Below are 13,183 nucleotides of genomic sequence, written 5' to 3' on the forward strand. Positions count from 1 at the left end.
GCCGCGTTGAGGAGATCCCTCATTGCATTCGGGATGACGTAACTCTCTGGAATTATGCCGAAGTGTCGTCATCCTGAACGAAGTGAAGGATCTCCAAATGCAGGCACAATGCCGCGTTGAGGAGATCCCTCATTGCATTCGGGATGATGTAATTCTCTGGAATTAAGCCGAAGTGTCGTCATCCTGAACGAAGTGAAGGATCTCCAAATGCAGGCACAATGTCGCGTTCAGGAGATCCCTCATTGCATTCGGGATGACGTAACTCTCTGGAATTATGCCGAAGTGTCGTCATCCTGAACGAAGTGAAGGATCTCCAAATGCAGGCACAATACCACATTCGGGATACCTCTCTATAATTAACCTTCTAATTTTGTTCAATTACTTGCTTTGTTGGCTCTTTATTCTACTCTTTATGTTAAGGGAGTCGAATTGGAGTAGGCATGCGCGGGTTTATCCTAGGATTAATGATGTTGGTAATAAATACGGCATTTGCAGATGAGCTTATTGGATTCGCTGCTTATGAAAATGGTGATTATACAACAGCATATCCTCATTTAATGCAGGCAGCCAAAGAAGGGAATGAAGAAGCCATGTACTTGCTGGGTCGTATGTATCAGTATGGATATGGTGTTCCGGAAAGTTTTGAAGAAGCACGAAATTGGTACTTAAAATCAGCTGAAAAAAATAATGCATTATCGCAATTAAGTCTTGGGTATTTATATGATACTGGAAAAGGCGTAACCCAAAATTTCACTGAAGCATTTAAATGGTATATGAAGGCTGCTGAACAGGGAAACCCAATCGCACAAAGAAATATTGGTTTAATGTACGCTACAGGTGACGGTGTTCAAGCTAATGATGAAAATGCATTTGTATGGTTCAGAAAAGCTGCTGATCAAGGTTATAGCAAGGCACAGGTCAATCTGGGATATCAATATATGATGGGTAAAGGTACTCCTAAAGATGTAAACAAAGCAATGGAATGGTATCAAAAAGCGGCGGAACAGGGCGATGAGAAAGGGGAGTATAGTTTGGGATTATTATATACTGGTCAGCAAGGTGGAGTAACAGCAGACGACTCAGCAGCATTTTATTGGTTTTCTCAAGCAGCAAACAATGGACATGTCAACGCACAGACTTATTTGGCTTATTACTATTTAAAAGGATATGGGGTCGATGCTAATCCCCAAAAAGCAGCATACTGGTATCAGGCAGCTGCTGAAAAAGGACAACCAGAAGCCCAGGCTCAAATTGGTCAGTTGTTGTTAACTGGAACTGGAGTTGATAAAGATTATCAACAAGCAGCGTTCTGGTTTGGAAAATCAGCTGCTCAAGGCAATCCTATCGGACAGGCCAAATTAGGTTATATGTACATGGCTGGTCTAGGAGTCGATAAAAATATGATTAAGGCCTATGCATGGCTTAAGATCGCGGCAGATAATAAAAATGAAGACGCGATAAAACAGCTTAAGGCACTTGAAGGTAAATTGACGGAACAAGACAAAATAGCGGGTGATAAATATATCAAGGAACTAGGGCCTTTAGAAGCTAAAGTGGACTATGATGATTAGGGGTTGTTGACCTTTGCGATTTTGATGTCTCGCGACGTGTTCTCTTGAATCAGTTCGCTCTTGATGAATAGATTATGTTTGTTAATAATAATTAATCTCTGGATCCTGCGAACAAGCCGTGGGACGTTGGGAATAAATTGATGAATTGTCAACACACCAATGTTCATGATCACCTCAAATTATTTATATCCTGCAGATAGTTCACTTTGATCAGATACAGCACAATCATAGCCCTGAGATTTGTAATTTGGAATTCGTCGAACGCAGTAAAAACGTGGCAGATTTCTACAGTAACAATTTATAGTCAAGATTATGACAAGCCTTAGTCCTGGCATAATATGAAAAAAAGTCATCAGTATCTAGTTAGTACAATCCATACACTGATCGAGAATAGAAAGTCTATAGACGATATGATTCATGCTGCATTTCTTGCATCAAAAAAAATCATATAGTCGTACTATACTTTTATCATGGTGTTTGTTATTTTGATAAACAGGTGTATGAATGACCAAAAGCAATGAATCAAAGAACGATCAAAAGAATAGCTCATTTTTTCAAAACTATCTCAAATTGTCAGTAGCTAAAACACTTTTTCCTGAAGGGGATGGGGATTGGTATAAAAAAAAGGGTTATGGAGGTAAAAATGCTGATGATAAGCCCTATGCTCCATTTGAAGATTTTCTTAATCAACAAAAATCTCAACCTGATTCAATTTATTATGAATCGTTCCAAGGTCTGAATCTTAATTTACATACTGTACCTTCTCAATTGGTCTCAGGAGAACCATGTGAATTGGAAGTACTCAAATGCGAACCTGAGTTGGATTCTCCTTCAAAACCAGGAACAGGTAAACACATCGTCTATTTTACTGGCGCAAATACATACTATCAAGCGTGCTTTCGAGATATCAGCACCGCGGCAAAGGAAACAGGAGCAACGGTACATGCATTTAATTTTCCAGGCATTGGATTGAGTACAGGGATGGTTGAGGAAGCGAATGATTTAACTAATGCGGGTATTGCCGTGGTTGTGTCGTTATTAAATCAGGGCATTAAACCCGATGATATTGTTTTACAAGGTGATTGTTTTGGAGCTTCTGTTGCTATGGAGGTAAAAAAGGAAATTGAGAAGCAAGCCGATATACAATTGCGACTTATCATGAATAACGCATTTAAATCATTTAAAGCGGCAGTTTCTGACATGATTGACAGAACTCCTTTAATCCCCTCCATATCAAAATCAATTGTTAAGAATTTATTGGAGTTTACTGGATGGAATGTTACACCAGGTGAAAAATACATTCATTCAGATCCTTATCAGTGCCATATTCAACACCAAGGAGATCAAACATTAGCAACGTCCACTTTAGCCTCCAGGGTGGCTAAATATAAAGAAGAAATAAGGACAGGAGTAACCAAATCCAAATCAAGAGAGCCTGTAATTGATAAGTGTCCTGAGGAATATAAACCCTATCGTGATTTTCTAGACCAAATTTGTTATGTACGAGTTAAAGAGTCTGAAAAATCAAAACTGGGTGCCAAATTTGGTGTGGATAGCGCTGGGGAGGTTAATGCTCATTTTGCAGATCTTTGCGAACTGGAAATGCCTGGAGGACTATCTGTTTACGAAGGATTTGTTAATAACTACCTGATTGTTTCAGATAAATACATTAATGCTCATCCTCAAAAAGACTATGATGTGGATAATATTCACTTTCTTTCTTCCAAACTGTCGCATACTCTCGACTAAACAATCCTGGGAGTGAGTGTATTCTGATGTAATTAGTGCTTATCTCAGTTATGACTCAATTAACTGTAACTATTTGCAAAGTTGATGACAGCTATATCATGTTTTGTTAGAGCGCTAATTAGTTTAATTATTGAGATAATTAATTAAATTTACTACATTATGATAAAGAGTGCTGCTAGTGAGTTAACTATGAAAGAAATTGCAAACGAGATATTGAGCGTGAACAATACTGAAGGCAACAAGGTTGCCATTCTTGTTATTGATGAAGATCGTGAAGCTACTGGAGATGCAGAGAGTTATGATCAACTGATAAGTAGAAAACAGGAAAGGGTAATTGAATTTGCCAATACTCATAATTTACCTATGTGGTTTGTATACGGAGAGACACCAACAAGAAAGTTACTCATGAATAAAGCAACAAACAAAGAACTTGTGTCAGAGTTTCATAAATTTCATACTAGCGCATTTCTTGTTCATCCTCACGAGGGTGTTGAATATCCGCTTGATAATCAGCTAAAAGACGCTGGGATTACTCACCTCGTTATCCTGGGGCATCATATGGAAGCTTGTGTAAAAGAGACCGCCATGAGTGCTCTTAAACTAGGGTATGAGGTGATTACGTCAATGGACACGCTCAGACAAAACCATCTATTCTTTTATGATCAGTGTTCGTGGAAAAATGTTGAAGGTATCTCATTCTATGAATCACTGGATGCGGAAGTGAAACATCTGAGGGATGAGTCCGTGGCAGCGCCTTCAAGTAGTTTGTGGGATCAACCTATGCCTGTTGGGGAAGCATACGAAGATAACTTGGATTATAATGAAGAAATTACTTTCATTGAGTTTGGTTTTGATAGCAACGGCAATATCGCAGAAGCACAGCAATCATCGGCTTCATCAGAAAAGCCTCGCAGTCAGAACGCTTATGAACAATTACGTCAATTATTAGAAAGTGAGTTATTTATTGAGCCTGGGTCAAAATTAAAAGAACAAGTCTATCCTAATCTGGTTCACTTATTAAATGCTATAAAAGATAATGCAGATTTTATAACAATTAAAGAGATTGCAAATCAGGGCATTGAGAGGAATAGTACTATTAAGGAAAAAAATGTATCCTCGGACTCTGAGCATTTAAGTAATCGCCTCACAATATTCCAGACAATACTTAATGCGAATACTCTTGAGGAAGCGCTTGACTCAATACATCAAAAATATCCTCAAGACAGACAAACCCAGGATAATGAGTCAACTATTAATACGACTCTAAAATAACTCCATATTCAGGCGTGTTGACACCTTAGATTTCGATAATTTGCGATGGTGGTACTAATTTGATGAAATGTCAAAACATCCAAATTTTAAGGATGGATCTTCTCTTTCGAGAATAGGACAACTTTATACACAGTACAAATCAGGATTAACAAATAAGCAGAGTTAAATAGAGACGGGCTATCTGTGACAAACAGCGCTATTTGGACGTTTGGAATAATTCGAATCAGATCCCTGAATTTAGTTAAAAATAATTAATACTTTCTCTGATAATGCTCACAGACAGAGTACCTTTCTTGTCTTTATCACGTTGCATCAAGGTATAGATAACCAGTTTAAATTCATCGCTTTTCGCAAAAGCAACACTGAGGAAATATTTGCTTTCAATTGTTATTTGCTCCGTAGGCAGGTCAATTTTTTTTATTAATTCATCAATATCTTTAAGATCTTCAATTCCTGTTTCACCCCTGGCCATGATTAGCTCATTTGTCTGAGCGTCACTAAGTCCATTTCCAAGAGACATCAGGAGTTTTTTGGGAGCAGTATTGATGTTTATGGGAGTGGTTTCAGGCAATACCGTAATGTAGGGCTCCAGGGCTAAAAACAGAGGAGCGGTTACATCCTTTACCAGACGAAACTCAGATCGGCTTTTCATGAGTTGGTGGCTTGGGTTATACGCTGGTTTTTGCGAGTGGTAATAGGCGGTGAACATGTCTTTACCTCGAGAAAGATCATAGGTCATAAGCCAATTTTTTAATGCCATTGCCAAATTGAGTTTATCCATATTATTTGCGTTGGAATCAACCATACCCAGGAGATTAATGAAGGGTAAAGTGAATTTTTTTTCAACCAAATTATTAAGATTAAATCGAGCTTGTAAATCATAAAGACCACCAGATAAAGTGACTTGGGGATACATAGATTCTCTGTTTTTAGGGAATGCGTCCACCATACCTTGCTCATCTACTTTGATAAATTTATTTTTTTTGTTATTAAGTTCACCAAGTGACCAGAATGTAACTGCTTGTGAGGCAAGATAAAGTTTATCGTGGATGACAATCAAACGAGTTCTATATATATCCAGTTGCAATCGGGTACTCATTGCTGTAGCAACAATTGCGACCAGTGTCATAATGAATAGAGCGGTAAGAAGGGCACCCCCTTGAGTTTTATCATGTGGTTGCATAAAGCGCCTCGGGTATTATAAACAATAAGTTTAATTTACCCCAATCTTTCAGTTTTAAATTGATTTGTATGGCTTTGGGAAGGGGTTCTTTACGTTGATTTTGGCCTAGAGCTTGCTCGCGCCATTCAGACAATACCTGCAGGTTTTGATTTAAGTAACTGAAATAACAATCATTTAGATTCGTTATTAATTCTTTATCTTTATAAACATTTCTATCTAATGGATCGAGACTGGACCAGGTTCGGCGTATGAGTTTTCCATCCTGACAAACCAGTGCAACACGTTTGAGACTGCTTCGTTTTTCACTACTTTTGGGGTTAATAACCCCATCGCGAGTCAATTCCAGATATTGTGCTTGTCCAACGAATCCAGGAAATAAACGCATTTCATTTCCTCTAATGGGGCGTTCAAGAGTTTGTGTTGTATCTTGCTGAATGATGCTGATTGCTAATTGAAGTGAATTTAATCGTTCAGCCTGTTCATTTACTCGTGTACGGGCATTAAAAGCATAATAAAGAGTAGATGACGTAATTGTTGCTAAAATTGCAAATACCGTTAGAGCGATTAAAATTTCAATTAAGGTAAAGCCCGCGTATTTTTTCATGGCAGATACCTGAATGCGATCAGTTCTTCTCTAAATGGCCCTGTTTGCTTGGGACTTACTGAAATGGTGATTTGCTGTACTTTATTAAGTGGAGTTGCACTGATTTTTGCTCTCCAATACCATTGTTCGCCTAACATCGTTGTAGCCTGGGTTGATTCCTGGCTTTGATTAACTTGTAACAAATTTAACTGAATCATTGATACACCTTGCATAGCAATCCAATGGCTGATGGTTTTTTCTTTAATTCTATGGGTATTTTCAATATTTTGAGCAGTAGCTTTCAAGAGAGCGGTTAAAGCGATAGCAATAATTGCGAGAGCAAGCAAGACCTCAATCAAAGTAAATCCTGAGTTACTACATTTCGATTTAGGTTCACAGGTCATTTGGGTTTGGCCGTGCTAAAAGATAAAGTGCCGTCATGTGTGCCAGTCAGAATGGTAATTACCTCTTCTTTAGTGGTACCAAATACGATTGTAAAAGGGGTTACATCTCCAGAAGAGCTGATTACTATGGCTGGTGTTCCTTGCCCAGCTTTGTTGCCAGTTTTAAGTGTTATTACAGTATTTTTAGGAAAATAATTAATTTTGAAAATCCCTTTACTGGATACCGGGTTCCATTCAGTTGATTCCTGAAATTTTAAAATCTGATAGCTGGAACTATCGATTCGAAGACCCATGGTACTGCTTTCCAATATGGCTTGCTGTTGAGCCAGATGTATCGTGTTTGCCAATTGTTCCGCTGCAAACAGGATCCGTTTGCTTGCGCCAAAGTCGCCGAAAGTGATTAAGGCAAAACCTACAGTAATGCCTAAAATCACAATGACAATCAAAATCTCAATTAAGGTAAACCCTCGATTAGTGGTCATCCCAGTTACCAATCTCCGCATTGATACCTGTACCACCAGGTTGTCCCTCTGCACCTAAGGTAAATACGTCGACTTCACCGTGTTGTCCTGGATTCAAGTAAAGATAATCTCTTCCCCATGGATCTTTGGGAACTGACTTAAGGTATTGTTTCCAATTAGTAGGGGCAGGATTACTTGATGGTTTTTCAACAAGAGCACTTAATCCCTGGTCAGTTGTTGGATAAGAACCATTATCGAGTTTATATAAATCCAACGCATTCTGTATGGCCAGAACATCCTGTTTGGCTTTTACTTTTCGTGCTTCATCAGGTCGTCCCATAATTTTGGGAACAACAATAGAAGCAAGAATTCCTAAAATAACTACAACCACCATAATTTCAATTAAAGAAAAGCCTTTTTGCCTGTTCATCTAAGTTCCTCTTAAAACTAAATAGTGAATTATAACATGCTTCTGCTGACCTGATGAATATATTATGTATCAGGTTTAGCTCACCAGTTGTTCCATTGAAAATATAGGTAATAATGTTGCTAAAACAATAAATAATACAACTGCCCCCATAAATAAAATCACCAGAGGTTCTAACAAGGTTAATGAGGTATCAATTAATCGTTTCACTTCATTATCCAAATGCGTAGCTGCTCGCTCCATCATATTCGAAAGTTGTCCGCTTTTTTCTCCACTGGCAATCAGATGAATGGCCATGGGACTGATATAATGTGTTTCTTTCAGTGCTTCGCTAATCCCACTACCTTCTCTGACTCTAAGCGTAGCGGTATCAAAAGACTGTCGCATCACGACATTAGTTACCAGACTTGCTGAGACACGCATGGTTTCCAGCACGCTGACCCCTGCCGCAAACAAGATACCAAAGGTATGAATATACCGTGCCACGTTAATGGTTTTCACCAGATAGGAAACTATGGGCAATTTCAGCAAAAAACGATGCCAGGCTGTTTTAATTTTGATATTGTTCAGGCTTTTTTTGAATCCTGCGAACAGAAGTATTAAAGCCACTAAAGTATAGAGGCCATATGATTTAATGTAATCGCTGATCCGAATTAAAAGTTCCGTCATACCGGGCAGGGTTTGTCCGCTACTGGTAAATACTTCGATTATTTTGGGTACAACAAAAGTGAGGAGAAAACTGATTATTGCAGTGGAAACAAGGATCATCAGTATAGGGTAAATGAGAGCCTGCTGTACTTTTTGCCGTGTTTGTTGTTGATTTTCAGTGTAATCTGCCAGTTTCTCGAGAACCAAGTCCAGGCGTCCGGTTTGTTCACCTGATCCTACCGTGGCGCGGTAAAGTTCTGGAAAAGCATTGGGGTAATAGGACATTGCCTGAGCTAATCCGTATCCTTCAAGTACTTTGGCACGAATACCTATAATGAGTTCTCTGACTTTATCTTTTTCAGTTTGTTCGCTCACTCCACGCAATGATTCCTCTACAGGGATGCCGGCAGCGAGTAGAGTGGCTAATTGTCGGGTTAATAGTGAGAGATCGGCCGCAGAAATTTTACCCTTGGTATTTCCTGTACGCTGTTGTGCCAGCGTTTGTACCTGGGTAGGGATTAAGCCTTGCTCCCTTAATAATTGACGTGCGTGACGTTCGGAATCCGCTTCGATGACTCCCTTATTAGCACTGCCATTTTTTTTTAGCGCTTGATATTGGTACGCGCCCATATTAACTTTGATAAAGTAGAAAACTATAGAGTGTAATCTATTGGGATTAATAAGTCACTTAAGGTAAACTATACGCGGACTATCCTGGAGACTAAAAGATGAGTAAAAATGTAGTGCTTTCAGCAATAAAGGAACATGATGCAAAATTTATTGATCTGAGATTTACTGATATACGAGGTAAAGAGCAACATATCACTATACCTGTTTCAGCAATTGATGATGATTTTATCGAAAATGGAAAAATGATTGATGGTTCTTCCTTCGAAGGATGGCAGAAAATTCATCAGTCTGATTTAGCACTGATGCCTGATGTCAATTCAATCAAGCTCGATCCCTTTTTTCAGGATAATACTTTATTTATTCGATGCAATGTAGTCGATCCACAAACCATGCTGGGATACGATCGTTGTCCTCGTTCAATTGCTCAACGCGCTGAAGCGTATTTGCAATCTACCGGTCTTGCTGATGTAGTGAACTTTGGTCCAGAACCTGAGTTTTTCCTTTTTGATAATGTTCGCTGGGAAACCAGTATCAGTGGTTCATTTTATTTTATTGATTCTGATGAAGCACAATGGAATTCAGGTAAAGAAATGGAAGGTGGCAATATTGGACACAGACCTCCTCTTAAGGGTGGTTATTTCCCCGTTCCTCCAGTCGATTCTTCACATGATATTCGTTCGGCAATTTGTTTAACTTTAGAAGCTTTAGGTACTGTTGTTGAAGCACATCATCATGAAGTTGCCACTGCAAACCAATGTGAGGTCGCTACTCGTTTTAACAGCCTTACTCAAAAAGCTGATGAATTACAAATTTTAAAATACGTCATTCATAACGTAGCTCATAATTATGGTAAGACGGCTACATTTATGCCTAAACCTTTAGTGGGGGATAACGGTAGCGGTATGCACTGTCATCAATCGTTAAGTAAAGATGGTGTTAACTTATTCTCAGGGGATCAATATGCTGGTCTATCTGATACTGCGCTCTACTACATTGGTGGTATTATCAAGCATGCTCGTGCGTTGAATGCGTTTACCAATCCTTCAACAAACAGTTATAAGCGTCTGGTTCCAGGATTTGAAGCTCCAGTATTATTAGCGTACTCTGCCAGAAACCGGTCAGCTGCAATTCGTATACCGCATGTAAATAATCCCAAGGCACGCCGTATTGAAGTACGTTTCCCTGATCCAACTGCAAATCCTTATTTGGCATTTTCTGCAATGATGATGGCTGGACTTGATGGCATTCAGAAGAAAATTCATCCAGGTCAACCCATGGATAAAGATCTTTATGATTTGCCTCCCGAAGAGCTTGTTGATGTTCCAACTGTATGTTCTTCTTTGGAGCAGGCTATGGAGCATTTGGAAGCAGATTATGAGTTCTTATTGCATGGTGATGTGTTCAGCAGAGACTTCATCAATAATTATATTTCAATGAAGAAAAAAGAAATCACTAAAATCAGAAGTTTGACTCATCCTTATGAATTTGAGCTATATTATAGTCTTTAAGGAACGTATTGATGAATAAACTACTTCTTGCTGTTACCTGTATGTTATTGATTTGCGCCTCTTATGCGCAAATCTATAAATGGATTGACAGTCAGGGAGTAGTGCACTTTAGTGATCGACCTCATCCGGGTTCTGAGCAGTTAAAGATCCCGGATGCTCAAGGCTACACTCCACCTGTTAAGCAATCAGGTAGTGACACTCAAAATCAGGAGAAGAAAGATACATCCACTTCTGAAGAACATAAATATACTAAAATTGCGATTTTACAACCTCTTAACGAGTCAACTATTCGTAATAACCAAGGCTATGTCGTTGTATCTGTTGAATTAGAACCTGCTTTGGTACAAGGTGATAATTTGCAATTGATTTTTGATGGTGCGCCTTTGGGTGATCCTCAACCGAATCTTTTATTTCAATTAAATGGAATCTATCGAGGAAAGCATACATTAGCTGTTCAGGTAATAAATTCTGAGGGTGAAGTACTTCTTACCAGTGACAGTATCACGATATTTATGCACAGACCTCGAGTTGGTATGGTTCAAGGGACTAGGAAAAATAATACCAAAAATCTGGCTCAGCACAGTAATTAATTGATTCTCGATGTTTGAATTTATATCAGAACAGTATTCATAACCCTTTTATATTTATTTACAGAATGGAATTTTCAAGTATTAGACTTTTACTGTTACTATAAGTTTTTTGCTGAAAGACTTTTTATTTGAGAATTAGTGATGAATGCAGATAAAGAACTGATTTCAAAAAAGAAAACGATGCGTACCAGTATTCCTGAATTGAATGAAAAAACAGAATGCATTGTTGCCAGGAGTGACAAAATTATTCTCAGTGCTCATGCTATTTTTGAAGGAATAGGGATAGCTGGCCTTATTTCTGCTGCATTTTGGTACACTACCGCTCCTATGGCTCCAGACGGCTTTAAAGGTCCCATTTCAACCTATACAATCGCAATAACAACAATTATCTCCCTGTTTTTAGCGATTCCTATTGCCTATTATGGTTTTAAAAGATTAGTAACTGATATAGACAGTTTATATTTAAGTTTATCATTAGAAATTAAAGAGTTTATTAATTCACATGACGAAATAATTTACGAATTATTGAAATTAAGAAGCTTGTTTCTGAATGATTCAGAATTCAAAAGGCATGTAAAGCATTTAGTAGAACAGCATCATATGGTGATTACGGACACGTTTATTTTATCTGTCTGTCATCAATACAATGAACTTAAAGATCTCCGTTTTAATATTAAATGGCAGCCACCAATCAGATTGAATTTAAGCGATCCGATGGATAGTAATCAGTTTGATTCGGTTTCTATTTTGGAACTCTTTAAGGTTCAGGAATTAACTTATAACAAATCAATCAGAAAAGCTCTATTAGAGTTTATCAATCGTTATATTAAAGACAATGAGGTTACTTTTGAGTCTGTAATTCATGACACCTACCAGCATATTCCTAATATTGGGCGATTGAGGGCTATTGTTTATGGTACAGCTTCGGGTGTAGCGTGTACTGAAGTACTGCTCAGCATAGGATGGACAGTAGCTTCAATACTTATAGGAGTTAAAGCGATTGCTCCTGTTTCTAATTTCTCCTGGATTGTGTTTGCTGTATGTTCCATAATTCTTGGTTTTATTTTTGGTATAGGAATGGGATACAGTCGCCATAAGCAAAAAACAAATCAATTGCTGCATTCGAGGTTAAAACAGAGAAATTCACTGCTTACAACAAGCAGGGACTACATTATTAATTTGATTACTGAAAAGATATTCGCCCACCAAGGTAAAGAGCATAAGGTTTATTGACCCGATCGATGGTGACGTACAGCGGTTTGTCAACAGACCCTAACAAAGTCGTTTAACTATATAAATTCCAGCTTGGTGTTTTTTCTAAATACTGATAGATTACGTATCGATTTAATTGCTACTTACAGGTATATACGCAATGTTTACACTTCTGTCACCTGCAAAAAAAATGTTAACCATATCCAAACCCTACACTGATGAAACTACGGATCCTGTGTTGATCAAGAACACCCTAAAACTGGCTAAAATTATGAAATCCAAGTCAATCGAAGAGATTGCACAATTAATGGATTTATCCAGGGATCTTGCTGTTTTGAATTATGAGCGATACCAGCAGTTTCAATTCAAAGACGTTTCTGTTTCACATTCCTATCCAGCTGTATATTTATTTCAAGGGGATGTGTATCAAGGATTAGTAGCAAATACCTGGAAGAATGAAGATTTAGAGTATTCACAATCTCATCTGGGAATTTTATCGGGTCTTTATGGACTTTTAAGACCCATGGATAGAATCCAGCCTTACAGACTGGAAATGGGTGTTCATTTAGTTAATCCTAAAGGGAATAATCTTTATGAGTTTTGGCGCGAACCGATTACCAAGGCTTTAAATGAACGATTAGCTTCTGAATCTAATCCTGTTCTTATCAATTTGGCATCAACTGAATATTTTAAAGCAGTTGACATTAAAAAAATCAAATTTCCCATTGTTACCATTAATTTTTATGAGCATAAAAATAATGAAACTAAAATGATAGGTATCTATGCTAAAAAGGCACGGGGGATTATGGCGAAGTATTTGATGCACAATAGAGTGGATACTGTAGAACAGATAAAAAATTTTTCTGATTCGGGATACAGATATAATGAGAAAACTTCTTCAGAACACCACTTGGATTTCATTAGAGAACACTAGAGGTTGTTGAC

The 13,183-nt window shown here is 38.0% G+C and carries 13 protein-coding genes; 7 read left to right on the forward strand and 6 right to left on the reverse strand.

What is annotated here, in order from left to right:
* Nucleotides 1–440 precede the first annotated feature (440 nt).
* The 3 genes from Lqua_RS04630 to Lqua_RS04640 all read left to right on the forward strand — a co-directional run bounded on the left by Lqua_RS04630 (nucleotide 441) and on the right by Lqua_RS04640 (nucleotide 4,592).
* Complete coding sequence (locus Lqua_RS04630; RefSeq protein WP_058473119.1) at nucleotides 441–1,571, forward strand: tetratricopeptide repeat protein; 1,131 nt, start codon at nucleotides 441–443, stop codon at nucleotides 1,569–1,571.
* 504 nt (nucleotides 1,572–2,075) lie between these two features.
* Nucleotides 2,076–3,320, forward strand: coding sequence for a Dot/Icm T4SS effector alpha/beta hydrolase (gene sdbB / locus Lqua_RS04635; protein WP_058473120.1), 1,245 nt, complete (start codon nucleotides 2,076–2,078; stop codon nucleotides 3,318–3,320).
* A gap of 189 nt (nucleotides 3,321–3,509) precedes the next feature.
* The gene (locus Lqua_RS04640) at nucleotides 3,510–4,592 is read left to right on the forward strand and encodes an isochorismatase family protein (RefSeq protein WP_058473121.1); all 1,083 of its coding nucleotides are present in this window, start codon (nucleotides 3,510–3,512) and stop codon (nucleotides 4,590–4,592) included.
* Nucleotides 4,593–4,833: 241 nt separating this feature from the next.
* Here Lqua_RS04640 and gspK read toward each other — a convergent pair whose 3' ends face one another.
* From gspK to lspF, 6 genes are all read right to left on the reverse strand, one after another.
* Nucleotides 4,834–5,775, reverse strand: a complete 942-nt coding sequence (gspK, locus tag Lqua_RS04645) for a type II secretion system minor pseudopilin GspK (protein WP_058473122.1) — start codon at nucleotides 5,773–5,775, stop codon at nucleotides 4,834–4,836.
* Complete coding sequence (lspJ, locus tag Lqua_RS04650) at nucleotides 5,762–6,379, reverse strand: GspJ family T2SS minor pseudopilin variant LspJ (RefSeq protein WP_058473123.1); 618 nt, start codon at nucleotides 6,377–6,379, stop codon at nucleotides 5,762–5,764. The genes gspK and lspJ overlap by 14 nt, the downstream gene beginning before the upstream one ends.
* Nucleotides 6,376–6,762, reverse strand: a complete 387-nt coding sequence (lspI, locus tag Lqua_RS04655; protein WP_058473124.1) for a GspI family T2SS minor pseudopilin variant LspI — start codon at nucleotides 6,760–6,762, stop codon at nucleotides 6,376–6,378. The genes lspJ and lspI overlap by 4 nt, the downstream gene beginning before the upstream one ends.
* On the reverse strand, nucleotides 6,759–7,244 hold the full coding sequence (gene lspH, locus Lqua_RS04660) for a GspH family T2SS minor pseudopilin variant LspH (RefSeq protein WP_115148739.1): 486 nt from the start codon (nucleotides 7,242–7,244) through the stop codon (nucleotides 6,759–6,761). The genes lspI and lspH overlap by 4 nt, the downstream gene beginning before the upstream one ends.
* Complete coding sequence (gene lspG, locus Lqua_RS04665) at nucleotides 7,234–7,653, reverse strand: GspG family T2SS major pseudopilin variant LspG (RefSeq protein WP_058473126.1); 420 nt, start codon at nucleotides 7,651–7,653, stop codon at nucleotides 7,234–7,236. The genes lspH and lspG overlap by 11 nt, the downstream gene beginning before the upstream one ends.
* 75 nt (nucleotides 7,654–7,728) lie before the next feature.
* Nucleotides 7,729–8,928: a GspF family T2SS innner membrane protein variant LspF gene (gene lspF / locus Lqua_RS04670; protein WP_058473127.1), complete on the reverse strand. Its 1,200-nt coding sequence runs from the start codon at nucleotides 8,926–8,928 to the stop codon at nucleotides 7,729–7,731.
* Between the two features lie 98 nt (nucleotides 8,929–9,026).
* On the opposite strand from lspF, the gene glnA reads away from it, so the two are divergent.
* From glnA to yaaA, 4 genes are all read left to right on the forward strand, one after another.
* Complete coding sequence (gene glnA, locus Lqua_RS04675; protein ID WP_058473128.1) at nucleotides 9,027–10,436, forward strand: type I glutamate--ammonia ligase; 1,410 nt, start codon at nucleotides 9,027–9,029, stop codon at nucleotides 10,434–10,436.
* Between the two features lie 11 nt (nucleotides 10,437–10,447).
* Nucleotides 10,448–11,026: a DUF4124 domain-containing protein gene (locus Lqua_RS04680; protein ID WP_058473129.1), complete on the forward strand. Its 579-nt coding sequence runs from the start codon at nucleotides 10,448–10,450 to the stop codon at nucleotides 11,024–11,026.
* A gap of 141 nt (nucleotides 11,027–11,167) precedes the next feature.
* Nucleotides 11,168–12,259, forward strand: coding sequence for a hypothetical protein (locus tag Lqua_RS04685; RefSeq protein WP_058473130.1), 1,092 nt, complete (start codon nucleotides 11,168–11,170; stop codon nucleotides 12,257–12,259).
* Between the two features lie 139 nt (nucleotides 12,260–12,398).
* A complete protein-coding gene (yaaA, locus tag Lqua_RS04690) occupies nucleotides 12,399–13,172 on the forward strand; it encodes a peroxide stress protein YaaA (RefSeq protein ID WP_058473131.1) in 774 nt (257 codons plus the stop codon).
* Nucleotides 13,173–13,183: the final 11 nt, after the last annotated feature.

The sequence above is a fragment of the Legionella quateirensis genome, from assembly GCF_001467955.1.
Classification (GTDB): domain Bacteria; phylum Pseudomonadota; class Gammaproteobacteria; order Legionellales; family Legionellaceae; genus Legionella; species Legionella quateirensis.